Consider the following 22,259-nt stretch of genomic DNA (forward strand, 5'->3'; position numbering starts at 1 on the left):
CTTGCGGTCGGTTCTGAAAATCTTTTGCTTGTCCGGTTGCCGCCGGAAGGGCGCGTATTCATACTCTGTCGCCAGTTTGGAAGCAAGAGCGGCCCACCCCAGTCATAGGGGGGCGGCAAAGAGAGAGGGTTTCATGAGCAGCCACCAGGGCACCGCGTCCGCCGAGGAAGTCGCCCGTTTCACCGCCATGGCCGAGGCATGGTGGGATCCGCTGGGCAAGTTCAAGCCGCTGCACCGCTTCAATCCCATCCGGCTGGCCTTCATGCGGCGTCATCTGTGCGCCCATTTCGGCCGCGACGAATCGGCCATGGCGCCGTTCCAGGGACTACGGCTGCTGGACGTCGGCTGCGGCGGCGGCCTGTTGTCCGAGCCGCTGGCCCGCATGGGCTTTTCCGTGACCGGCATCGATGCCGGCGACAAGAACGTGACCATCGCCCGCCTGCATGCCGAGCAGTCCGGCCTGCCCATCGACTATCGCAACGCCACTCCGGAGCAATTGGCTGCCTCCGAGATGTTCGACGTGGTGCTGGGCATGGAGGTGGTGGAACACGTCCCCGATGTGGGCGACTTCCTCGGCCACGCCGCCGCCCGATTGAAGCCGGGCGGCATCTTCGCAGGCGCCACCCTCAACCGCACCCTGAAGGCCTATGCCCTGGCGGTGGTGGGAGCGGAATACGTGCTGGGCTGGTTGCCCAAGGGCACCCACGACTGGCACAAATTCGTCCGTCCGTCGGAATTTGCCGCCATGCTGCGCGGCTGCGGCGTCGAGGTCACGGCCATGGCCGGCATGGCCTATTCGCCACTGACCGACGAATGGCGCGAAACCCAAAGCCTCGACGTCAATTACATGCTGCTCGGCACCAAGGGTTAACAAAACTGGTTCCCGCCCCCTTTTTATCGTCACCCCCGCGCAGGCGGGGGGCCATGCTGACGCAAGGCTGGGCTCCAACCACAAGAGTTTGAGTGGCGGATGCATGGATTCCCGCTTTCGCGGGAATGACGGGGGTTTTCCACACCTTGTTAAAGCCGGGTGGAGTGGATGAAGTGCTGTTCGGTATGGGTGGCGAAACCGCGCTTGTAGAGCGCGATGTTCTTCAGCTTGTCGCTGAAGGTGTCGGAGGTTTGCAACTGCCCGAAATCGAAGCGCTTCTGGCCTTCCGCCTTGGCGTCCATGATGGCCTGATGCAGCACCATATGACCCAGCGGCTTGTTGCCGACGATCAGCTTGGTGCTGGACCAGTAATAGGTCGTGCTGCCGTGGCGTGACGACAAAAGCGCCACCGCCGGACGATTCTCGAAAAAGCCGATATAGAGATTGAAAAGCCCCTGGGCCATGTACCGGGTGAGATTCTCGACCGACAGACCCGGCAGACGAAGGCTGGCGGTATAGACATCGGTATAGAGCTGGATCATGGCGGGATCGGGGACGGAGGTCGAGCGGACCTCCATGTTCTTGCGGCCCCAGCGCAGGCTTTGGCGATGGGCGTCGCGATAGCCGCGCTCGATTTCCTCCGCGCTGAGCGACAGATCGATCCAGGCCGCGGTGACTCCGACCGGGACCGCCCGAGACTCATTGATCCATTCAGTCAGGGGCGCGGCGAGGTTCTGGCCGTCGGCGCGCTCGAAGACCGCTGTTTTGGCGTTGCACCATTCGAGGATCATCTTCAACTGACGCACCGCCAGAAGCTCGATGACGGCGCGATCGGGATGGTCGTTGACCAAAGCCGTGAGGTAGATCCCGGTTTCACGGCAGCCAAGGTGACGGGTGCCGTAGATATCGGCTTCCACCTGCATGACCGGCCGCCCTTCACCATCCATGACGAAGAAGGAACAGTCGTCCACCGCTATGCCCTCGCCGGGCGGCGGCGGCGTATGAAAATTGGTCTTTGCCAGGACGGGATCGCGCAAGGGATCGTGGCGCAGGGGAGAGTCGTCCAGCGCCGCCTCGATGGCACGATAGGTTTCCGGGTCATTGGTGGCGGCGACCACGTAGCAGTTGCCTTCCTCCAATTCCGGCATGGCCGAGCCGGTATTGGAAATCCCGCGCAGACGGTTGACCAGCCGCTGATCCGCCGCGGCCGCACAGTCCATCCGCAGGGTCCGTTCCAGCGCGACCATGGCGGCGTAAGCGTCGGCGCTCTTGGCCAATTCGGGGATCAGCGGCGCAAGCTGACCGTAGGCCTTGATCGCGGACGCGTAAAGCCCACCTGCCTCCAACACCTTGGCGAGTTCCGCCCAGCGGCCGACCAGATCGTCGCCTTCCAACAGGGCGCGCAGAAACTCGATCAAGGTGGGGGCCAGCAGCGACTGGCTCGATTCCAATGTGTTCAGATCCTTGGATTCGAGCACGTCAAGAATAGCCGCGTCCGCTTCATTGACCGGCTTGGCCTTCTCCCGCAGCATTGAAATTCTCCCCCTGGCGCATCGAATCCGCGCCATGAGTTCCGCGAATACCGGTTCGCTGGCCGATATTTTTCGCAGCCCGTGGCCTTTCCGCCCCCGGATCGGGACGGAAAGGGATCTCGGTGTCTAGCTCTTGGCGCCTTCGAGCAAGCCTTCGGAAATCTGAAGGTTGATATTGATGAAGGAATCGATGGTCTCGTTGGTCACGGTCTCGACCCCGGCCAGGGTCTTGTCGGCCACGAACTGCGCCAGACGGCGAAGATTGCGCTTCACGTCCTCGGACAGCATGCAATCCTCATGGGCGATGATGGTGCACAGAGCCACCCAGGTGTCGAGGTTGCCTTTCAGCGCAGCGGCGAAGGGACCGATATTCTTGTCGCGATCGCCCCTGGACTGGTCCAGCTGAATGGCGGCCTGGGACAACTGAAAAGCCTGCTCCTCAGCCAGAGAGAGGGAAGTCTGCTGGGACATGGTTCCTCCTGATCGTTTTCGCCGAAATTGTTCTGCCGTTGATGCACCAAGCGACGTCGACGGTACTGCCTCACCAATATCCAGGCAAGGCACGGGACACGCGACACCACCAGCGGGCAATCGGGTTCGACAACCCTACTGCCGATTGGGACTACATTCAACCTCCCCTGTTGCAAGGAGGCGAATATGCGGCCCCAAAAGAAAATCCCCCCGCCGAACTCTCGGCGGGGGGATCGGGTCGTTCGATTCTAGTGCAGCTTGCCCGGCAGCGCCTGGATGGCGGTGTCCACCAGCGAGGTGGTCTGGGCGGCCGACAGACTTTCGCCGATCAGCTTCTGGGCGGCGCCGATGGCGACATCCACGGCCAAATTCTGAACTTCCTTCATGGCCTGGGCCTCGGCCTGAGCGATGCGGTCCATGGCCATCTGCTCGCGGCGCTTGATGGAGGCGTCGAGATCCTTGGCCGCCTGCTGGGCAAGGCGCTCGGCCTCGGCCTTGGCATGGGCGATGATCTCCTCGGCTTCCTTCATGGCGTCACGCTGCTTGCGCTGATAGGTGGCCAGCATCTCCTGGGCCTCCTCGCGCAGCTTGTGGGCCTCGTCGAGGCGGGCCTTGATCTTGGCGGCGCGGGCATCCAGGGCGGCGGCGATGGCGCGCGACACCGGCTTGAAGGCCAGGGCGACGACCAGGATGAAGGCCACGTCCACCCAGAAATGGGCTTCGGTATAAAAGGGGCCGTGATGGGCGACGGCGGCACCGTGCTCGGCAGCGGCGGCGAAGGCGGACGAAATCATTTGCCGTGCTCCTTCAAGGCGGTGGCGACGGCTGTCTCCAGCTTGGCCGCGTCGGCGTTGGCGCCGATCAAACGGTCGAAGACGGAACCGGCGACATCGATGGCCACGTCGCGGACATTGGCCAAAGCCTTGGTCTTGGCCTCGCCGATGCGGGCCTCGCCGGCCTTGATCTGCTCGGACAGCTTGGCGGACAGGGCGCGGTTGCGTTCCTCGGCCTCGGAAGAGAGGCGGTCGGACGCTTCCTTGATCACGGAATGGGCATGGGCGCGGGACTCGGCCAGGGCCTTTTCATACGCAGCCACCGCAGCCTCGGCCTCGGCCTTCAACTGGGCGGCCTTGTCGAGATTGTCGTCGATCTTGCGCTGACGCTCGTCGAGAACGGCACCGATCTTGGGCAGGGCCACCGACGTCATCAGAATGTACAAGGTGACGAAGGTCAGAACCAGCCAGAACAGCTGTGGCGCAAAAAAGGTGGGATCGAATTGAGGCATCCCGAAAGCTCCTGGACGGGTATGGACGCGGACCCGAAATATAGTCGGCGGGGGTCGGCTGACCACGACCGGGCGCTTCTAGAGCCCAGTCGTGGCACCGACAACCTTGCCGAAGGAGACTCTTCGAATTAGGCGAAGAGGATCATCAGGGCGACGACCAGGGCGAACAGCGCGATCGCCTCGGTCACCGCGAAGCCGATCCAGCCGTACAGCTCGACATTGGCCTTGGCGGAGGGGTTGCGGCCAACGGTGGCGATCAGGTTCGCCCAGATGTTGCCCACGCCGATACCCGAACCGATCATGCCGATGGCAGCCAGACCGGCACCGATCAACTTAGCAGCGCTCGCTTCCATTTACTAAACTCCTTCAAGACAACACGGAAAAGGTGGAAAACTCAAACTCAGTGCATGTGGATCGCATCGTGCAGATAGATGCACGACAGGATCGTGAAGACATAGGCCTGCAACAGGGCGATACCGAACTCCAGCACCGTCACCGCCGACAGGAAGGCGAAGGGAACCACGCCCGGAACCAGATAGAACGCGCCCAGCGACACCACGAAGCCGCCCATCACCTTGAGGATGATGTGGCCCACCGTCATGTTGGCGAACAGACGGACGGCGAGGCTGAAGGGACGCGAGAAATACGAGATCAGCTCGATGGGGATGAGGATCACCGCGGTCGCGATGGGCGCGCCCTCGGGGAAGAACATCCGGAGGTAATGGGTGCCGTGACGGGCGAAGCCGATCACCGTGACGCCGGTGAACACCACCAGGGCCATGGCGAAGGTGACGATCACGTGGCTGGTATAGGTGAAGCCGATCACCGGGATCGGCATCATGCCCAGCAGATTGCCGAACAGCACGAACATGAACAGCGAGAAGATGAAGGGGAAGTACTTGCGCCCCTCGCTTCCCACGTTTTCGCGCAGCATGCCGGCGATGAATTCGTAGAACACTTCCGCCATGGACTGCCACCGCCCCGGCACCAGCGCGCGCGAGCGCACCGACAGCGTCAGGAACAAGGTGATCAGACAGACGGACAGCACCATCATGGCCGATGAGTTGGTGAAAGATATATCCAACCCGCCGACCTTGAGCGGAACCAACGGCTGGATCTTGAATTGTTCGATCGGATTAGCCACTGCACGCCTCTCTCAAAGATCCTTCGCCTGCTCTGCTCTTCGGCTCGCCTGCCCCAGGCCGACCGTCGCGTCCATTCCCCGCATGGTGCGGTAAACGTTCATCACGCCGGCCGCTCCGCCCAGGAGCAGAAACAATACCATCAGCCAGGGGCTGGTTTTCAGCCAGGTGTCGAGCACCCATCCGATCCCCACGCCCACCAGCACACCAGCCACCAGTTCGGCCCCGATGCGAAACCCCAGACCCATCCCGGTCGGCCGTCCTCGGCTTGCCGGTCCGCGTCCCGAATCTTCCTCTTCCCTTGCGCGCGCGGCGCGCAAACGAGCATCAAGATCGTCCAGTGACGGGGGCGTCTCGGGGTCAGCCATTTGGTCGCATCCTCGATCGTCCCCCTTCTGGCGCTGTGGTGCCAAAAGCGCGGGCACCATAAGGGTTGGCCCCACCCGTGTCAAGGCCGGAAACCCTGAGAATTATACGGCTGTTTTTGCTGGCTTTCCCAGGGCTTCCAAGCCCGCCGCCCGCCTTGGATATTGCAATGCGGAAAATTTCTTCCTCCCCGAAGGGGTGGCAAACGGATTTAGGGGAACGGCGCCTCCCGCTTTCGCGGGAATGACGGGGTTTTTCCACACCCTGTTAAATCGGCGTGGTTTCATCGAGTGCCTGAGTCTGCCTGTGTTTGAGGCCGTCACCTTCCGCATGGGACACGAAAGCCGATTGACCACCAAGGCACCAAGGACACCAAGAGGGCGGTGCAAACGGCCAAGCTTCACTTTTTCGTCATGGCCGGGCGTGTCCCGGCCACCCGCGCGGTTCCGCATGAAATCCCCATGAAGCAATAATCCAGACGGATGGGCGTGGTTGCCCGTGACAAGCACGGGCACGACGGAAGGCAAAAAACCGTGTCGGCCTCTTGGTGTCCTTGGTGCCTTGGTGGTCAATACCCTCGGCAGCCAACGGATCGTGTCGCAAGCGACCTACGCCACCACCGTCTTGTCCCGGAGCGCCTCGGCCTGGGCGAGGTCGACCGAGACCAGTTGCGAGACGCCGCGCTCGGCCATGGTGACGCCGTAGAGGCGGTCCATGCGGGCCATGGACATGCGGTGATGGGTGACGATGAGGAAGCGGGTCCGCGTCGCCCGGGCGATGCCTTCCACCAGCGAGCAGAAGCGGTCCACATTGGCGTCGTCCAGCGGCGCGTCCACCTCGTCCAGCACGCAGATGGGGGCCGGATTGGTCATGAACACCGCGAACAGCAGGGCGAGCGCGGTCAGCGCCTGCTCGCCGCCCGACAGCAGCGAGAGTTGTTGCAGCCGCTTGCCCGGCGGGCTGGCCATGATTTCCAGCCCGGCTTCCAGCGGATCGGCGGATTCGGTCAGTGCCAGATGGGCGCGGCCGCCGCCGAACAGCTTGACGAACAAATCGCGGAAATGCTGGTCCACCGCCTGGAACGAGGCTAGCAGCTTTTCGCGGCCTTCGCGGTTCAGTTCATTGATGCCCTGGCGCAGCTTGGCGATGGCGGCGGTCAGGTCGTCCTTTTCCGCCACCATGCCCTTGATGCGGGCATCCAACTCCTCCACCTCCTGCTCGGCGCAAAGATTGACCGGCCCCATATTGTCGCGCTCGCGCATCAGGCGGTCGAGCTTGCGCTGAAGCTCCTCGGGGTCGGGACGTTCGGCCTCCACCACGCCTGCCACCTCGCGCAGTTGCTCCGGCGTCATGTCCAGGCGCTCATTGATGCGCCCCGCCACGGCGCGGCAGGCCTGATCGGCGGCGCTGACGGCGGCTTCGCGGCGGATGCGCTCCTCGCGGACGGAAGCCAGCACGCCCTCGGCGGCGCGGACCTGCCGGTCGGCCTCGGCCAGGGACTGTTCCGCATTGACCAGGGCGTCGCCCGCCGTCTTGCGGGTTGCCTCCGCCACTTCCATGCGGTCCAGCAGTTCGGCGCGCCGTCGCGCGATGGTATCGGGCAGGCTGGCGAGGCGCTCGATTTCCAGCATGATGGTCTCGCGCCGTTCCTCCAGTTCCTGCACATGGAGGTGGGCCGCCTCGGTGCGCGACTTCCACGACTTGGCGTCGGCCTCCAGGGCGTCGAGGCGGCGGCGGCGCTCGGCGCCTTCCCGGATCAGCCGATCCAGGTCCGAGCGCGCCTCCACCAGGGCGGAACGGCGTTCGGCCAGGGCGGCGCGCAGGGCCGCCACCTTGTCGCGGCCGTCGGAGGATTCGGGATAGGCCGCCACCGCCTGCCTGGCTTCGGCCAATTCGGCCTCGGCCAGGGCGAGATCGGCGCTTACCCCTTGCGCCTGCCCGGCCACCGCCGACAGGCGCGATTCATAGGCGGCGAAGCGGCTGGACAGCCTGGCATGGGCGTCGCGGGCCTTGGCGGTTTCCGCCTCGGCTTGGCGCACCGCCTCCTTGGCGCGGCGCTCGGTCTCGACGCCGTGCTCCACCGCCATGGTGGCGACCTGAACCGCTTCCTCCGCCTCTTCCACCCCCAGGGCGGCGTCTTCCAGGCGGGCTTCCAATTCGCGCAGCCGATTGCGCTGGGCGAGGCGGAGCGCCATGGGGCTGGGCGCCCCGGCCCGGGCGGTATAGCCGTCCCAGCGCCACAGATCGCCGTCGCGGCTGACCAGACGCTGGCCCACCGAAAGGCGTCCACGCAACTCCTCGCCCGCCGTGGCATCGGCCACCACGCCCACCTGGGACAGTCGGCGGGCCAGTTGCGAGGGCGCGGTGACGAAGCGGGCCAGCGGCTCGGCCCCGTCCGGCAAGGCGGGCGGCTTGTCCAGCGGCCCCAACTCGTCCCAGTGCAGCGACGCGGCGGTATCGGCGGAGACGGCGAGATCCTCGCCCAAGGCGGCGGCCAAAGCGGGCTCGAACCCGGTCATGGCGGAGGTGTCGTCCAGCACCGGGCGGTGATCGCCGCCCTTGCCCTGGGCAAGCACCTGTTTCAAGGCATCGGCCTCTGCCTGAAGGCGGGAACGGGCGGCGACGGCGGCCTGGAAGGCATCGCGGGCGGCGTCGCGGGCGGCCTGGGCGTTGACGCGGGCCTTATCGGCCTCCTCCGCCTGTTCGCGGGATTCCTCGAGGAATTCCAGCGCCCCTTCCAAATCCATTTCCAGGGCGGTGAGATCGGCGCGGTCGATGCTTTCGCTTTCGATTTCCGCCTTCTGGCGCTCCACCTGATCCAGGCGCTCTTTCAAGCGATCCCGCCGGGTCTCGGTCTCGGTCAGGCGGCGATGGGCGGCGCCGCGCTCGGCATCGGCGGCGGCCACTTCCTCCATCAGGGCGGAGAGGTCGTGCTCCACCTCCACCACGGCGCCTGCCGCCAGTTCCACCACCGCTTCCGCCTCGGCGCGGGCGTCGCTTTCCCCGACGGCGGCCTCCACCAGGGCCTGGCGCTCTTCTTCCAGCCGGGCGGCGGAGTGCCGGGCGTCGGCGGCGCGGGCGTGTTCGCGCTGGAGATCGGCGGCGGCCTGGGACAGGCGGGATTCAAGGTCGCGACGAATTTCCGCCAGTCGGCCTTCCTCGGCCTCCAATTGCTCGCGCTCTGCCGCCACCTTCTGCAGGGCGCTGGCGGCCTCGGCATCGGCCCGGCGCAGATCGGGCAGCCCGGCGGCCAGTTCGGTCTGGCGGGTGGCGGCATGGGCGGCCTGCTCGGTGGCTTCCTCCACCCGCATTTCCGCCTCGCGGAAGGCGGCGCGCGCCGCGTCCACCACCGCCAGCGCTTCCAGCCAGCCGAGATAGAGCACCTGCGCCTCGACCCGCTTGATCTGCTCCGACAGGGTGCGGTAGCGGTTGGCCTGGCGGGCCTGCTTTTGCAGCGACTTCAACTGCTCGTCCAGGGTGGCGAGCACGTCGTCGAGCCGCGACAGATTCAGTTCGGCATTCTTGAGGCGAAGCTCGGCCTCGTGGCGGCGGGAATACAGGCCGGAAATGCCGGCGGCTTCTTCCAGCAACAGCCGCCGGTCGGCGGGCTTGGCGTTGATCAGGGCGCCGACCCGGCCCTGGCTGACCAGACCGGACGAGCGCGCCCCGGTGGCGGCGTCGGCGAACAGCAGTTGCACGTCGCGGGCGCGGGTTTCCTGACCGTTGATGCGATACAGTGAGCCGTTGCCGCGCTCGATGCGGCGCATGACCTCGATGTCGTCCTGGTCGAAGCTGGGCGGCGCGGTGCGGCTGGAATTGTCCAGAACGAGGCCCACCTCGGCGATATTGCGGGCGGGCCGCGACGAGGTGCCGCCGAAGATGACGTCGTCCATCTCGCCGCCGCGCATCTGGCGGGCCGAGGTCTCCCCCATGACCCAGCGCAGCGCCTCGATCAGATTGGACTTGCCGCAGCCGTTGGGTCCGACGACCCCGGTCATGCCGGGCTCGATCAGAAGCTCCGCCGGGTCGACGAAGGATTTGAAGCCCGACAGCCGCAGCTTGGTGAACTGGATCAAGCCCGTTGGCCCGTTGCTATTTCTTCGCGGCCTTCAGAGCCTTGTCGAACTCCTCGTAGGACAGGGCGCCCACCACCACCTTGCCGTCGATGATGAAGGTCGGCGTGCTTTCGACGCCCAGCTTCTCATAGCCCTCCTTGGCGCGGGCGTCGATGGCATCGGCGAGATCCTGCCGCTTCAGGCATTCGTCCACCTTCTCCTCGCCCATTCCGGCCAGCTTGGACAGCTTCTTCAACTCGTCCAGCGGGTTCTTGGAGCTCATCCACTTTTCCTGCTGATCCATGATCAGGCCCAGCAGGCCGAAATAGCGGTCGGGACCGACGCAATGGGCGATCATGGAGGCCCCCACCGACAGGCCGCGCGGCCCGGTGGGAAAGTCGCGATAGATCAGCCTAGCCTTGCCGGTCTCGATCCACTCCGCCTTCACCTTGGGCAGGGTGTTCTTGTGGAAATTGGCGCAATGGCCGCAGGTGGTCGATGCGTATTCGACGATGGTGATGGGAGCATCGGCCTTGCCCAGCACCTGATCGATGGGATAGCTGGGATCGGCGGCCATGGCCGTATTGGTCAGCAGCAACGCGAAGACTGCGGCAAGCAGGCGATTGAGCAGTGTCACCCTGGTATCCTCCATGGCATCAAATCCGGGCGGATATTAGGGGTTCATCCCCGGCGGCACAAGATCAGTAGCTGGTGGGCACCGTCGACGCCGAAGGCGGCGCGGCCGTGATGGGCGGAGCCGGAACCGGCTCATCGACCCGGCCCCATAAAAACAGCCAAAGCAGCATGATGGCCAATATCCCCAGCACCAGCAGGAAATAGCGGCTGCCCAGGCCGTAATCGCGGCTCATTTCAGATAATTCGCGCAACGAGCCCATCAGACCATCCCAGTTAAGAAGCCCCCACCCTATATGGTGATGTCTTAGGAATTGGTTAGCCGTCTGCCCAGCCGCGCCAAGGCCTCGCGCAGGTCGGGATCCTCGACGGCGTCCAACTTGGCCGCCAGACCCGGCGACGGTTGGGCCGCCACCACCGTCTTGACCGCTTTTTTCGGCGGCGTCGGCAGCGGTCCTTGCACCAGCTTGAGGCGCGCCACCGCCTTCCAGCCGAAATAGCCGTTGATGCGCTCCAGGATCAGCGGTTCCAGGTGCTGCACCTCAAGGGCATAGGCGCCGGAATCCACCTTGACCACCAGCGAGCCCTCGGCCCGGTCCTTAGGGGGAAACTTGACCCGGATCGGCAGGGTGTGGCTGGCCACCACCGAGCCGACAATGGCGGGCCAGTCCACCACCAGGGCGCCACCGGCAAAGCCATGCTTGCCGAACACCGGCCGGGTCACCCGCTCCATGGGAACGGCGACCGAGACCATGCCGTAAGTCCGACGGTCCTCGTGTTTTTTTGCCTGAGCAGTGGAATCGGCCATGACGCGAGCATACCCCAGCGCCGCCTTTTGCACTATCCTCTCACCATGCTGTACGACAATCGGGTGAAGGAGCACTTGCCTAAATCCCCTCGCCCGCTTGCGGGAGAGGGTGGCGAGGCGAAGCCGAGACGGGTGAGGGCCGCGCGCGTCCGCGCGCCAAGCGACTGGTGTGCCGATGCAAAGGCCCTCACCCCGACCCTCTCCCGCAAGCGGGAGAGGGAGAAAAGGGAATCATCTTCCTGCGAGCGATTGCCCTCGCCATGCTGACCTCGCCTACCGCCGATCAACTGCTCGTCTGGTACGATCACAGCCGCCGTCTGCTGCCGTGGCGGGCGCCGCCGGGTCAATTGGCCGATCCCTATCGGGTCTGGCTGTCGGAGGTCATGTTGCAGCAGACCACCGTGGCGGCGGTGCAGCCCTATTTCCGCGCCTTCCTGGCGCGCTGGCCCAAGGTGGAGGACTTGGCCGCCGCCCCGGTGGAGGAGGTCATGCAGGCCTGGGCCGGGTTGGGCTATTACGCGCGGGCCCGCAATCTGCATCTGTGCGCCAAGACGGTGGCCGAATGGCGGCACGGCCGCTTTCCCGACGACGAGACGGCGTTGCGCCAACTGCCCGGCATCGGCGAATACACCGCCGCCGCCATCGCCGCCATCGCCTTCGGCCGCCCGGCGGTGGTAATGGACGGCAATGTGGAACGGGTGATGGCCAGGCTGCACGCCGTCACCGAGCCGCTGCCCAAGGCCAAGCCGCGCCTGAAGGCGCTGGCGGCGGCGCTGACTCCGAGCGAACGGCCCGGCGATTACGCCCAGGCGGTGATGGATCTGGGCGCCACCATCTGCACCCCGAAAAGCCCGGCCTGCGGCATCTGCCCCTGGACCGGCGGCTGCGCCGCCCGCGCCCAGGGCATCGAGGCGAGCCTTCCCGCCAAGCTGGAAAAGCCGGAACGGCCGACCCGGCGCGGCATCGCCTTCTGGACCACCGCCAAGGACGGCTCGGTCCTGCTGCGCCGCCGCCCGCCCAAGGGCTTGCTGGGTGGCATGATGGAAATTCCCTCCACCGATTGGCGGCCGGAGGCCTGGACCCTGAGCGACGCCCGCGCCGAAGCGCCCATCACCGCCGAATGGCGGCTGCTGCCCGGCGTGGTCCGCCATAGTTTCACCCATTTTCACCTGGAACTTCAGGTGGCCGCCGCAAAGACCGGCAGCGGAACCGCCGCGCGCGGGGTATGGTGTCCGCTGGACAGTCTGGACGGCCAGGCCCTGCCCACCCTGATGCGCAAGGTGGTCCGTCACGCCTTGGCGAAAGCTTATGAGAGAGGAACCCTGTGATGCGCCCGATCCACATGCTCGCCGTCGTCGCCGCGCTCCTCGTCCCCGTCACTGGATGGGCGCAGATGCGGCCGCAGCCGCGCCAGCAGCAAGCACCGCCGCCGCCGTCGCCCAGCGGCGAGGTGACCGAACGCCTCGTCATGACGCCACCGGTCGGCTGGACCATCGGCGGGTCCAGCGTCAGCCAGAACGCGCTGACCAAGCAGATGTTCCCGCCGGGCCAAACGGCCGAGACCTGGAACGAGATGATGTCCATCCAGATCATGGCCGATGCCCGCGCCGACCCGCGCGAACATATCCAGCGCATCGTCGAGGCCAGCCGAACCAACTGCGAGGCGTCGGGCCCCAGCCCGGTGACCGAGGCCCAGACCAACGGCTATCCGGTCGCCACCCTGACGGTCACCTGCACCAAGGGCCGCCAGAGCGGCATGGGCGGTCTGGTGGCGGTCAAGGCCATCCGGGGCGGCTCGGCGCTTTACGTCATCCAGCGCATCTGGCGCGGCCAGCCCTTCGAGCGCAACGAGATCGCCCCGGTGCCGTCCGACATGCTGCAGGAATGGTCGGCCTTCCTGCGCAACGTCTCGGTCTGCGATTCCAACGACCCGACCCGGCATCCCTGCCCGAAGTGAGGCGGCCCTAACAGCACTCGTCTTCCAAGCGGCGCAGGGCGGCAAGGCCGATCTCGTCGCTGGCGTCCTCGAACAATTCCTCGATGTAATAGGTGTGGGAACAGGCCAGACACAGCTCGTCGGCCTTGCGCGCCCCCAACTTCCCCGCTTCGGCCAGACGTTCGCGGAAGCGATCCCACAGGGCGTTGCCGTTGGCGGGATTGTCGATCAAGGCCAGGATGCGCTCGATCACGATCTTGGCATTGCCCTCGCAATCGATGCCCCGGAACGAGGCGTAACGGTCGGCAGGACGGGAAATGGTCATGACGCTCTCCTTGAGGTTACCATAGCGAGGACGCCATCCACTCACCAGACATCGTCTCGCAGAGCGTCATGACAAGCCCGGCTGTTGCGCCGTTCCGGTCCGGATGCTAACGTCCGCCAACCCTGGCATACCGGAGATTCACAGGCCCATGTCGCTGGACAAAGCCACCGTGCGCAACATCGCCAACTTGGCCCGGATCGAGGTCAAGGACGAGGAACTCGACCACCTCGCAGGCGAGCTTTCCAACATCCTTCACTTCGTCGAGCAATTGGCGGAAGTGAACACCGACGGCGTTTTGCCCATGACCTCGGTCGCCGCCATGACCCTGCCCATGCGCAAGGACGTGATCACCGACGGCGGCCAGCCCGAGGCGGTCCTGGCCAACGCGCCCGAGGCCGAGGATGGCTTCTTCACCGTGCCGAAGGTGGTGGAATGAGCGAGGCAAGGCCGAGCGCGGGCGCGTTGAGCGCCCCGGAGCGCAGCGTAGGAGCCAAGGGCGCGGAGGCGCCCGCCCGGCGCTTGAGGGACAATGCAAATGACTAATCTCACGAATCTCACGATGGCCGAGGCCCGCGACAAGCTGGCCAAGGGCGAGTTCACCGCCGTCGAGCTGACCGCCGCCCATATCAAGGCGGTGGAAGCCAAGCGGGGCCTCAACGCCTTCATCACCGAGACCCCCGATCTGGCGCTGGCCGAGGCCAAGGAATCCGACCTGCGCCGTCAGGCGGGCAAGGCCGGTTCCATGGATGGCTTGCCCATCGGCATCAAGGATCTGTTCTGCACCAAGGGTGTGCAGACCACGGCGGCCAGCCATATCCTGGAAGGCTTCAAGCCCCAGTATGAATCCACTGTGTCGGGCAAGTTGAAGTCGGCCGGGGCCATCAGCCTGGGCAAGCTGAACCTGGACGAATTCGCCATGGGCTCGTCCAACCAGACCAGCTATTTCGGTGCGGTCGAGAATCCCTGGAAGAAAAAGTCCGACCCCAAGGCCAAGCTCGTCCCCGGCGGTTCTTCCGGCGGCTCGGCGGCGGCCGTGGCGGCGCGCATGGTCATGGCCGCCACCGGCACCGATACCGGCGGCTCCATCCGTCAGCCCGCCGCTTTCTGCGGCATCACCGGCATCAAGCCGACCTATGGCCGTTGCTCGCGCTGGGGCGTGGTCGCCTTCGCCTCGTCGCTGGATCAGGCCGGTCCCATGGCGCGGACCGTGCGCGACTGCGCCATCATGCTGGGGAGCATGGCCGGATTCGACCCCAAGGATTCCACCTCGGTCGACATGGCGGTGCCGGATTTCGAAAAGTCGCTGACGGGCGATATTCGCGGCCTCAAGGTGGGGATTCCCAAGGAATACCGCCCCGACGGATTGTCCGACGAAGTCGCCAAGGTCTGGGACCGGGGCATCGAATGGCTGAAGGCGGCGGGGGCGACTCCGGTGGAGATTTCCCTGCCCCACACCAAATACGCCCTGGCCACCTATTACATCATCGCGCCCGCCGAATGTTCGTCCAACCTGGCACGCTATGACGGGCTGCGCTTTGGCCTGCGGGTGCCGGGCAAGACGCTGGACGACATGTACCGCAAGACCCGCGCCGAAGGGTTTGGAGCCGAGGTCCGCCGCCGCATCCTGATCGGCACCTATGTTCTGTCGGCGGGCTATTACGACGCCTATTACGCCAAGGCGCAGAAGGTTCGCCGCCTGATCGCCGAGGACTTCCGCAAGGCCTTCGAGAGCGTGGACGTCATCTTGACCCCCACCGCGCCGTCAGCCGCCTTCGGTCAGGGCGAGGGCACCGATGATCCCGTCACCATGTGGCTGAACGACGTCTTCACCATCCCCACCAGCATGGCGGGCCTGCCCGGCCTGTCGCTGCCCGCCGGATTGTCGTCGGACGGTCTGCCGCTGGGCCTGCAGCTGATTGGTCGCCCCTTCGACGAGGAGACGGTGTTCAAGGTGGCGGGCGTGATGGAAGCCGCGGCCGACTTTACCGCCAAGCCGGAGGGCGTGTGATGGCCTATATTCTTCAGGGTGAAACCGGCGACTGGGAGATCGTCATCGGCCTGGAAGTCCATGCCCAGGTGATCTCCAACTCCAAGCTGTTCAGTGGCGCCGCCACCGCGTTCGGCGCCGAACCCAACACCCAGGTCAGCTTCGTGGATGCGGGCTTTCCCGGCATGCTGCCCGTCATCAACGAAATCTGCGTGGAACAGGCGGTGCGCACCGGTCTGGGGCTGAAGGCCAAGATCAATCTGACCAGCGTCTTCGCCCGCAAGAACTACTTCTACGCCGATTTGCCCCAGGGCTATCAGATCAGCCAGTTCGACCTGCCCATCGTCGGCGAGGGCGAGCTGATCCTGGACCTTGCCGACGGCTCTACCCGCACGGTGGGCATCGAGCGGCTGCACCTGGAGCAGGACGCGGGCAAGTCCATCCACGACATGCACCCGTCCAAGTCGTTCATCGACTTGAACCGCTCCGGCGTGGCGCTGATGGAGATCGTCTCCAAGCCCGATTTGCGTTCGCCGGAAGAGGCCGGGCTATATCTGACCAAGCTGCGCTCCATCCTGCGCTATCTCGGCACCTGCGACGGCAACATGCAGGAAGGGTCCATGCGCTGCGACGCCAATGTGTCGGTGCGCCCGGTGGGCTCCACCGAGCTGCGCACCCGCTGCGAGATCAAGAACGTCAACTCCATCCGCTATGTGCAGCAGGCCATCGAGTTCGAGGCCCGCCGTCATATCGATGTCTATGAGAGCGGCGGAACCATCGCCCAGGAAACCCGCCTGTTCGATTCGGTCAAGACCGAAACGCGCTCCATGCGCTCGAAGGAGCAAGCCCACGACTATCGCTATTTCCCCGATCCCGACCTGCTGCCGCTGGTGATCGCCCAAGACTTCGTGGACGGCATCAAGTCCGGCCTGCCCGAACTGCCCGACGCCAAGAAGACCCGCTTCATGGCGGAATACGGCCTCAACGCCTATGACGCGGGCGTGCTGGTGGCCGAGCGTATCTCGGCCGACTTCTTCGAAACGGTGGCCAAGGGCCGCGACGCCAAGATCGCCTGCAACTGGGTGATGGGCGACTTCTTCGCCAGCCTGAACGCCACCGGCAAGACCATGGAAGACCCGCCGGTCACCGCCGCCGATCTCGGCGCCCTGATCGATCTGATCAAGGATGGCACCCTATCGGGCCGCCTCGCCAAGGACGTCTTCGCCCTGATGGTGGAAACCGGCAAGGCGCCGGCCGTCATCGTCGAGGAAAAGGGCATGAAGCAGGTCACCGATACCGGCGCCATCGAGGCGGCGGTGGATGCGGCCATCGCCGCCAACCCGGACAAGGTGGCCCAGGTCAAGGAGGGCAAGACCGCCCTGCTCGGCTGGTTTACCGGCCAGGTCATGAAGGCGACCCAGGGCAAGGCCAACCCCGCCATGGTCAACGAGATGCTGTCCAAGAAGATCGTGGGATAGCCGCTGGAAATCCTGATATCATGCCGAGGAATGCCGACGGAGGAATGGGCATGGGACGGCCGCAGGATCTGTACGAACGCGATTTCTATGCCTGGGCGCAGGAACAGGCGAACCTGCTGCGCGCGGGCGACCTGTCGGCCGCCGATATCGGCCATATCGCCGAGGAGATCGAGAGCATGGGCCGCACCGAGAAGCGCGAATTGGTGAACCGGCTGACCATCCTGCTTCTCCATCTCCTCAAATGGCGCTTCCAGCCGACGTTCCAGGGAAATTCATGGCGGTTGTCCATCAAGGAACAGCGCATCCGCCTGACCGACCATCTGGCGGATAACCCCAGCCTGAAAGCCAAACTGCCCGAGGCCATGGCGGACGCTTACCGCTTGGCCCTAATCGAGGCGGAGCGCGAAACCGGGCTGGCCGAGTCCACCTTCCCGGAGGCTTGTCCCTGGAGCTTTCCGCAAGTCATGGACCATGGCTTCTGGCCGTCGAACAGTAATTGAAGATGCCATCCCTCCTCCCCTTCCCGCTGACCATCTGCGGCGTCGATGAACTGCCCGACCATGCCGGGCGGGGAGTCAGTCATGTGCTGACCATCCTCGACCCCGGCACCCCCGATCCCGAGCATTTCGGTGAGTTCGGCCCGCACAAGCGCACCCGTTGGGACTTCCACGACATCGTGAACACCCAAGACGGCCAGCAGCACCCCACCGAGCACAATGTGCGCGCCATCCTGGACTACGGCACCGCGCTTCAGGACGAGCCTGTCAACCATCTGCTGATCCACTGCTTCATGGGCATCTCGCGCTCCACCGCCACGGCGGTGATCCTGATGGCCCAGGCCAATCCCGGCCGCGAGGCCGAGGCCTTCGAACATCTGCGCGACATCCGCCCCTATTCCTGGCCCAATTCCCGCATGATCGCCATGGCGGATTCCCTGCTGGACCGCAAGGGCGCCCTGGTCGCGGCCATGAAGGACCACCACAAGACCATGGCACGGCTGCGCCCCGACATGATGCCCTATCTGCGCACCAGCGAACGCGCCGCCGAGGTGCCGGAGGAAGAGTGACGCTCAGTCGGGCTTGCCGCCGCCATAGCGGGTGCTGCGATAGGCGTCCAGGCTGCTTTCCACATCTTCGTCGCCGATGCCCGCCGAGCGCAGCACCTGTCTCGCCATCTGAAGGCTGGCCTCCACCGTTTCCGGAATGACGGCGGTGGCGCCGATCTTGTTCAAATGATCCTCGTGGATGCGGTCCTTGGCCCGGACGATGACCGGCATGCCCGGCACGGCGTGACGAACGGCGGCGATGGTGCGTTCCGACTGGCGCAGGGCGCCGACCGTGACCACCACCGCCCGGGCGCCGCCGATTCCCACCGAGCGTAAGACTCCCGGCTTGCTGGCATCGCCGAAATAAACCGGCAGGCCCTGCCGCCGCGCCTGGATCACCCGGTCGGCGTCCTGATCCAAGGCGATGAAGGCAATGTCATGGCGCTTCAGCAGCCGGGCGATGGCGCGGCCCATGCGGCCATAACCGGCGATGATGACGTGATTGGTGAGATGGCCGACGCCGCTGGGGGCCAGATCCTCGCTCTCGTGGCGGGCGAAGCGGCGCGACAGGGTTCGCCCCATTACGGCCAGGACCGGCGTCAGCACCATGGACAGGGCAGTCACCGCCAGCAGGATCTGCCCCGTCCTGGCATCGAGCAGCCGCAGCCCAATGGCGCGTTCGAACACCACGAAGGCGAATTCGCCGGTCTGCGCCAGCAGGAAACCCACCTGCAAGCCTTGCGGCCAAGCGATCTTCAAGATCCGGCACAGCCCCAGGATCACCAAGGTCTTGACCGCCAGTACCGCCAGGGTCAGGCCCAGGACATCACCGCCGCGAGACGCCACCAGCGGCAGGTTGATGGACATCCCCACCGTCATGAAGAACAGTCCCAGCAGCAGCCCCCGGAACGGCTCGATATCGGATTCCACCTGATGGCGATAGGGCGAGTCCGCCAGCATCAACCCCGCCAGGAACGCCCCCAGGGCCATGGACATTCCCGCTTCCGACGTCGCCCAGGCCACAGCCAGGACCAAGAGCAGGGTGGCGGCGGTAAACACCTCGGGGCTTCGGCTGGCGGCGATGAAGGCGTAGATGGGACGCAGGAACAGATGTCCGACTACGAAGATCGCCAGGACGGCGAGAACCGCCTTTCCCGCCGCCAGCCCGAGGGCGGGCAGGATATCGTGGCCGCTTGCCGCCATCAGCGGCAGCAGGGTCAGAATGGGAATGACCGCCAAATCCTGGAAGATCAGCACCGACACCGAGATGCGTCCGTGCTGGCTGAGCGCCTCGTTGCGCTCCACCAGCAGGGCCAGCACCGTGGCGGTGGACGACAGGGCCAGGGTGGTTCCCACCACCAGGGCCAGCGGAATCGCCAATCCCACCAGATGTCCAAGGCCAGCCAGGACAAGAGCGGTCACCGCCACCTGCAACAGTCCGAGGCCGAAAATATAGCGCCGCATGGTCCGCAGCCGCGACAGCGGCAGTTCCAGGCCGATGGCGAACAGCAGGAAGACCACCCCGAACTCGGCCAGCGGCCGGGTGGTCTCCAGATCCACCACCGGCCCCGGCGTATAGGGACCGAGAACGATCCCGGCGGCCAGATAGCCCAGCACCGACGGAATGCCGAAGCGTTGCAGCACCGGCACCACCACGACGGCGGCCAGCAGCAGGAAAATGACGTCGAACAGCAGTCCGGCTTCGGTCAAGGACAGGGTATCCCGGTAGAGAACAGGCTGCCAGTGTAGCGGCTTGGAGATAAGGGAGGGAAGCGGTGTCCCGCTCCCCTCGCCTCGATTTCATCCCCGGTTCAGCGCGCTGATCACCGCCTTCAGCGAGGCCATGGTGATGCCAGCATCCACGGCGGCGCCATGGGTGGGGGCATTGCCGCCCACGGCGATCTGGACATAGCAGGCCGCCTGGGCTTCGGAGCCGCCGCCGATGGCGTGCTCGTGATAGTCGCGCACCTTGACATGGATGCCGAGATCCTTGCCCAGCGCATGAACGAAGGCGTCCAGCGGCCCCGACCCGACGCCCTGGATCACCACGTCCTTACCATCGCGGAGCAGCGAGGCGGTCAGCGCCCGCTGGACTCCCTTGCCCACCGGCACGGTGGAGTAATCCACCAGTTCCAGCGTGCCGCCCCGGAAATAGGTGTCGGCGAAGGCGGTCATGATCTCGGACGATTCCAGCTCGCGGCCCTTCTGGTCGGCCAGTTCCTGGACGATGCGGGCGAATTCCACCTGCAGCGGCCGGGGGATTTCCAGCCCGTGGTCGCGTTCCAGCACGGCGGCGATGCCGCCCTTGCCCGACTGGCTGTTGATGCGGATCACCGCTTCGTAGCTGCGCCCCACATCGGCCGGGTCGATGGGGAGGTAGGGCACTTCCCAGGTGGGGTCGTTGGCGCTTTTGCGTGCCGCGAAGCCCTTCTTGATGGCGTCCTGGTGCGAGCCGGAAAAGGCGGTATAGACCAGATCACCGGCATAGGGGTGGCGCGGATGCACCGGCAGCCCGGTGCAGTGCTCGGCTGCGCGGCGCACCGTGTCGATGTCGGAGAGATCGAGGCCGGGATCAACGCCTTGGGTGTAGAGGTTCAGCGCCAGGGTCACCACGTCCACATTGCCGGTGCGCTCGCCATTGCCGAACAGGGTTCCCTCCACCCGGTCGGCGCCCGCCATCACCGCCAGTTCGGCCGCCGCCACGCCGGTACCCCGGTCGTTGTGGGGATGCACCGAAACGATGAGGGAGGCGCGATTCTTCACGGTGGTGCAGAACCATTCGATGACGTCGGCGTACAGATTGGGCGTCGACATCTCTACCGTGGCGGGAAGATTACAGATCATCCGCCGGGTGGGCGAGGCCCCCCAGGCTTCGGCCACCGCCTCGACGATTTCCACCGCGAAGTCGGGTTCGGTTCCGGTGAAGCTCTCGGGCGAATATTGCAGAGTCACCTCGCCTTCGGGGCGGGCGGCCGACAGGTCGCGGATCAGCGCCACGCCGGACAGCGCGAGATCGACGCAGCCCTTGCGGTCGATGCCGAAGACGATGCGCCGCTGCGCTTCCGAGGTGGAGTTATAGAGATGCACGATGCAGCGCTTGGCGCCCGCCAGCGCCTCGAAGGTGCGGCGAATCAGCTCTTCCCGCGACTGCACCAGAACCTGGATGGTGACCTCGTCGGGAATATGGCCGCCCTCGATCAGGGTGCGGATGAAGTCGAAATCCGTCTGCGAGGCAGAGGGAAAGCCGACCTCGATCTCCTTGAACCCCATGTCCACCAGGGTGGTCCACATGCGCATTTTGAGATCCGTGCCCATGGGATCGATCAGCGCCTGGTTGCCGTCGCGCAGATCGACGCTGCACCACATGGGGGGATGGTCAATGCGGCCGTCCGGCCAGGTGCGCGTGGCGGGACGAACGGTGGCATAGGCTTTGTACTTATTCTGAGCGGCGGGCATCATGGCCTCGTCCTCCTAAAATCTGTCGTTGCGGCGCAAGATTAACGACCACCGGGCGGCCATGGGAATCAGGCCCGGCGACCGCAAGTTAGTCGCAGCGACAACAACAGACCGAGACGATGGAATTGAGAGGATGACATCCGAGCAAACCTGACATGAACACCACTAGAACGCACAAAACCCCGGCGTCGTCTTTACGACACCGGGCGGCTTAGCAGCAGCAGGACAGTTGCGAAATGGGACATCATGGGGCCACACTGCCTGAGGCGGAGACGAAACGTCAAGCACTCCATTTACCAATGCACCATTTGCTCATACCAAAGATATGGCCTTTTCTTCCGGATGAGTGCTACTTTCCCCGAACCTTGACACTTATCAACTCCGAGGCGCGGCACCGGTTATGACCGATATGGAAGACCTCAGCTTCCTCGTCTTGCTCGCCGAAGATGATTCGGGTGATGCCCATCTGGTCAAGGCGGCCTTCGCCGACGGCAGCTATCCCTGCAAGGTGGAGCATGTCTGGGACGGCGTGGAAGCCATGGCCCGCCTGAACGCCGCCAAGGAAAGCGGCGCCCGCCTTCCCGATCTTCTGCTGCTCGACATCAACATGCCGAAGATGAACGGCATCGAGGTTCTGGCCATGGTCAAGGCGGATGCCGCGCTTCGCGATATTCCGGCGGTGATGCTGACCACGTCGGACGCGGAACGCGACGTGTCGGGCGCCTATCAGGCCGGTGCGTCCGGCTATGTCAGCAAGCCGGTGGATGTGGAGGGACTGTTCACCTCCATCCACGGCATCTCGGACTATTGGTTCGGCGTCATGCGCCGCCCTCGCTGACAGCGAGTCTTGATCGAACGACCGGGCACCG

23 protein-coding genes are annotated in these 22,259 nt (G+C 65.1%); 9 read left to right on the top strand and 14 right to left on the bottom strand.

The features are described 5' to 3' along the window. Positions 1–133 precede the first annotated feature (133 nt). Positions 134–871: a bifunctional 2-polyprenyl-6-hydroxyphenol methylase/3-demethylubiquinol 3-O-methyltransferase UbiG gene (ubiG, locus tag CU669_RS06105; protein WP_112142932.1), complete on the top strand. Its 738-nt coding sequence runs from the start codon at positions 134–136 to the stop codon at positions 869–871. Between the two features lie 149 nt (positions 872–1,020). Here ubiG and CU669_RS06110 read toward each other — a convergent pair whose 3' ends face one another. The 11 genes from CU669_RS06110 to CU669_RS06155 all read right to left on the bottom strand — a co-directional run bounded on the left by CU669_RS06110 (position 1,021) and on the right by CU669_RS06155 (position 11,163). Continuing rightward, complete coding sequence (locus tag CU669_RS06110) at positions 1,021–2,403, bottom strand: hypothetical protein (protein WP_112142933.1); 1,383 nt, start codon at positions 2,401–2,403, stop codon at positions 1,021–1,023. A 126-nt stretch (positions 2,404–2,529) separates the two neighbouring features. After that, on the bottom strand, positions 2,530–2,874 hold the full coding sequence (locus CU669_RS06115; protein ID WP_112142934.1) for a flagellar biosynthesis regulator FlaF: 345 nt from the start codon (positions 2,872–2,874) through the stop codon (positions 2,530–2,532). Positions 2,875–3,122: 248 nt separating this feature from the next. Then, on the bottom strand, positions 3,123–3,668 hold the full coding sequence (locus CU669_RS06120) for a F0F1 ATP synthase subunit B family protein (RefSeq protein ID WP_112142935.1): 546 nt from the start codon (positions 3,666–3,668) through the stop codon (positions 3,123–3,125). Next, positions 3,665–4,159 (bottom strand): F0F1 ATP synthase subunit B family protein, encoded by a 495-nt coding sequence (locus tag CU669_RS06125; protein WP_112142936.1) that lies wholly within the window; start codon positions 4,157–4,159, stop codon positions 3,665–3,667. The genes CU669_RS06120 and CU669_RS06125 overlap by 4 nt, the downstream gene beginning before the upstream one ends. A 128-nt stretch (positions 4,160–4,287) precedes the next feature. Further along, the gene (locus CU669_RS06130; RefSeq protein ID WP_068494305.1) at positions 4,288–4,512 is read right to left on the bottom strand and encodes an ATP synthase subunit C family protein; all 225 of its coding nucleotides are present in this window, start codon (positions 4,510–4,512) and stop codon (positions 4,288–4,290) included. 47 nt (positions 4,513–4,559) lie between these two features. Continuing rightward, positions 4,560–5,303, bottom strand: coding sequence for a F0F1 ATP synthase subunit A (locus tag CU669_RS06135; protein ID WP_112142937.1), 744 nt, complete (start codon positions 5,301–5,303; stop codon positions 4,560–4,562). A gap of 12 nt (positions 5,304–5,315) precedes the next feature. Next, a complete protein-coding gene (locus CU669_RS06140) occupies positions 5,316–5,669 on the bottom strand; it encodes an AtpZ/AtpI family protein (RefSeq protein WP_112143045.1) in 354 nt (117 codons plus the stop codon). Between the two features lie 606 nt (positions 5,670–6,275). After that, on the bottom strand, positions 6,276–9,743 hold the full coding sequence (gene smc / locus CU669_RS06145; protein ID WP_112142938.1) for a chromosome segregation protein SMC: 3,468 nt from the start codon (positions 9,741–9,743) through the stop codon (positions 6,276–6,278). Between the two features lie 16 nt (positions 9,744–9,759). Next, on the bottom strand, positions 9,760–10,359 hold the full coding sequence (locus tag CU669_RS06150) for a DsbA family protein (protein WP_239988568.1): 600 nt from the start codon (positions 10,357–10,359) through the stop codon (positions 9,760–9,762). Between the two features lie 64 nt (positions 10,360–10,423). Further along, positions 10,424–10,618, bottom strand: coding sequence for a hypothetical protein (locus CU669_RS21050; RefSeq protein WP_146747680.1), 195 nt, complete (start codon positions 10,616–10,618; stop codon positions 10,424–10,426). A 44-nt stretch (positions 10,619–10,662) separates the two neighbouring features. Then, positions 10,663–11,163: a DUF721 domain-containing protein gene (locus CU669_RS06155; protein WP_112143046.1), complete on the bottom strand. Its 501-nt coding sequence runs from the start codon at positions 11,161–11,163 to the stop codon at positions 10,663–10,665. A gap of 260 nt (positions 11,164–11,423) precedes the next feature. Between CU669_RS06155 and mutY the strand changes: the two genes are divergently transcribed. Together mutY and CU669_RS06165 are read left to right on the top strand one after the other, a co-directional pair. Continuing rightward, complete coding sequence (gene mutY, locus CU669_RS06160; RefSeq protein WP_112142940.1) at positions 11,424–12,491, top strand: A/G-specific adenine glycosylase; 1,068 nt, start codon at positions 11,424–11,426, stop codon at positions 12,489–12,491. Then, a complete protein-coding gene (locus CU669_RS06165; protein WP_239988569.1) occupies positions 12,491–13,120 on the top strand; it encodes a hypothetical protein in 630 nt (209 codons plus the stop codon). The genes mutY and CU669_RS06165 overlap by 1 nt, the downstream gene beginning before the upstream one ends. A gap of 7 nt (positions 13,121–13,127) precedes the next feature. On the opposite strand, the gene cowN is transcribed toward CU669_RS06165, so the two are convergent. Beyond that, complete coding sequence (gene cowN, locus CU669_RS06170) at positions 13,128–13,424, bottom strand: N(2)-fixation sustaining protein CowN (RefSeq protein ID WP_112142941.1); 297 nt, start codon at positions 13,422–13,424, stop codon at positions 13,128–13,130. A 148-nt stretch (positions 13,425–13,572) separates the two neighbouring features. Here cowN and gatC point away from each other — a divergent pair, with 148 nt between their 5' ends. From gatC to CU669_RS06195, 5 genes are all read left to right on the top strand, one after another. After that, on the top strand, positions 13,573–13,860 hold the full coding sequence (gene gatC, locus CU669_RS06175) for an Asp-tRNA(Asn)/Glu-tRNA(Gln) amidotransferase subunit GatC (RefSeq protein WP_112142942.1): 288 nt from the start codon (positions 13,573–13,575) through the stop codon (positions 13,858–13,860). A 99-nt stretch (positions 13,861–13,959) separates the two neighbouring features. Beyond that, entirely contained in the window at positions 13,960–15,432 is a 1,473-nt protein-coding gene (gatA, locus tag CU669_RS06180; RefSeq protein WP_112142943.1) for an Asp-tRNA(Asn)/Glu-tRNA(Gln) amidotransferase subunit GatA, read from the top strand. Then, complete coding sequence (gene gatB, locus CU669_RS06185) at positions 15,432–16,889, top strand: Asp-tRNA(Asn)/Glu-tRNA(Gln) amidotransferase subunit GatB (protein WP_112142944.1); 1,458 nt, start codon at positions 15,432–15,434, stop codon at positions 16,887–16,889. Before gatA ends, gatB begins: the two co-directional genes overlap by 1 nt. Before the next feature lie 50 nt (positions 16,890–16,939). After that, positions 16,940–17,389, top strand: a complete 450-nt coding sequence (locus tag CU669_RS06190) for a DUF29 domain-containing protein (RefSeq protein WP_112143048.1) — start codon at positions 16,940–16,942, stop codon at positions 17,387–17,389. Positions 17,390–17,391: 2 nt separating this feature from the next. After that, the gene (locus CU669_RS06195; RefSeq protein WP_112142945.1) at positions 17,392–17,955 is read left to right on the top strand and encodes a tyrosine phosphatase family protein; all 564 of its coding nucleotides are present in this window, start codon (positions 17,392–17,394) and stop codon (positions 17,953–17,955) included. Between the two features lie 3 nt (positions 17,956–17,958). On the opposite strand, the gene CU669_RS06200 is transcribed toward CU669_RS06195, so the two are convergent. Both CU669_RS06200 and leuA read right to left on the bottom strand, forming a co-directional pair. Then, positions 17,959–19,644 carry a monovalent cation:proton antiporter-2 (CPA2) family protein gene (locus tag CU669_RS06200; RefSeq protein WP_192884585.1) on the bottom strand — a complete coding sequence of 562 codons (1,686 nt, stop codon included), beginning with the start codon at positions 19,642–19,644 and terminating at the stop codon, positions 17,959–17,961. Between the two features lie 90 nt (positions 19,645–19,734). Next, positions 19,735–21,393 carry a 2-isopropylmalate synthase gene (leuA, locus tag CU669_RS06205; RefSeq protein WP_112142946.1) on the bottom strand — a complete coding sequence of 553 codons (1,659 nt, stop codon included), beginning with the start codon at positions 21,391–21,393 and terminating at the stop codon, positions 19,735–19,737. Positions 21,394–21,790: 397 nt separating this feature from the next. Between leuA and CU669_RS06210 the strand changes: the two genes are divergently transcribed. Beyond that, entirely contained in the window at positions 21,791–22,228 is a 438-nt protein-coding gene (locus tag CU669_RS06210; protein ID WP_112142947.1) for a response regulator, read from the top strand. The last annotated feature ends 31 nt before the right edge of the window (positions 22,229–22,259 follow it).

Origin of the sequence: Paramagnetospirillum kuznetsovii, from assembly GCF_003284725.1 — a bacterium.
GTDB lineage: Bacteria > Pseudomonadota > Alphaproteobacteria > Rhodospirillales > Magnetospirillaceae > Phaeospirillum > Phaeospirillum kuznetsovii.

Bases quoted from the DNA above. Each gene is read 5' to 3' on its own strand.
- ubiG (WP_112142932.1), top strand. From the start codon at position 134: ATGAGCAGCCACCAGGGCACCGCGTCCGCCGAGGAAGTCGCCCGTTTC.
- CU669_RS06110 (WP_112142933.1), bottom strand. From the start codon at position 2,403: ATGCTGCGGGAGAAGGCCAAGCCGGTCAATGAAGCGGACGCGGCTATT.
- CU669_RS06115 (WP_112142934.1), bottom strand. From the start codon at position 2,874: ATGTCCCAGCAGACTTCCCTCTCTCTGGCTGAGGAGCAGGCTTTTCAG.
- CU669_RS06120 (WP_112142935.1), bottom strand. From the start codon at position 3,668: ATGATTTCGTCCGCCTTCGCCGCCGCTGCCGAGCACGGTGCCGCCGTC.
- CU669_RS06125 (WP_112142936.1), bottom strand. From the start codon at position 4,159: ATGCCTCAATTCGATCCCACCTTTTTTGCGCCACAGCTGTTCTGGCTG.
- CU669_RS06130 (WP_068494305.1), bottom strand. From the start codon at position 4,512: ATGGAAGCGAGCGCTGCTAAGTTGATCGGTGCCGGTCTGGCTGCCATC.
- CU669_RS06140 (WP_112143045.1), bottom strand. From the start codon at position 5,669: ATGGCTGACCCCGAGACGCCCCCGTCACTGGACGATCTTGATGCTCGT.
- CU669_RS21050 (WP_146747680.1), bottom strand. From the start codon at position 10,618: ATGGGCTCGTTGCGCGAATTATCTGAAATGAGCCGCGATTACGGCCTG.
- CU669_RS06155 (WP_112143046.1), bottom strand. From the start codon at position 11,163: ATGGCCGATTCCACTGCTCAGGCAAAAAAACACGAGGACCGTCGGACT.
- mutY (WP_112142940.1), top strand. From the start codon at position 11,424: ATGCTGACCTCGCCTACCGCCGATCAACTGCTCGTCTGGTACGATCAC.
- CU669_RS06165 (WP_239988569.1), top strand. From the start codon at position 12,491: ATGCGCCCGATCCACATGCTCGCCGTCGTCGCCGCGCTCCTCGTCCCC.
- cowN (WP_112142941.1), bottom strand. From the start codon at position 13,424: ATGACCATTTCCCGTCCTGCCGACCGTTACGCCTCGTTCCGGGGCATC.
- gatC (WP_112142942.1), top strand. From the start codon at position 13,573: ATGTCGCTGGACAAAGCCACCGTGCGCAACATCGCCAACTTGGCCCGG.
- gatA (WP_112142943.1), top strand. From the start codon at position 13,960: ATGACTAATCTCACGAATCTCACGATGGCCGAGGCCCGCGACAAGCTG.
- gatB (WP_112142944.1), top strand. From the start codon at position 15,432: ATGGCCTATATTCTTCAGGGTGAAACCGGCGACTGGGAGATCGTCATC.
- CU669_RS06190 (WP_112143048.1), top strand. From the start codon at position 16,940: ATGGGACGGCCGCAGGATCTGTACGAACGCGATTTCTATGCCTGGGCG.
- CU669_RS06195 (WP_112142945.1), top strand. From the start codon at position 17,392: ATGCCATCCCTCCTCCCCTTCCCGCTGACCATCTGCGGCGTCGATGAA.
- leuA (WP_112142946.1), bottom strand. From the start codon at position 21,393: ATGATGCCCGCCGCTCAGAATAAGTACAAAGCCTATGCCACCGTTCGT.
- CU669_RS06210 (WP_112142947.1), top strand. From the start codon at position 21,791: ATGACCGATATGGAAGACCTCAGCTTCCTCGTCTTGCTCGCCGAAGAT.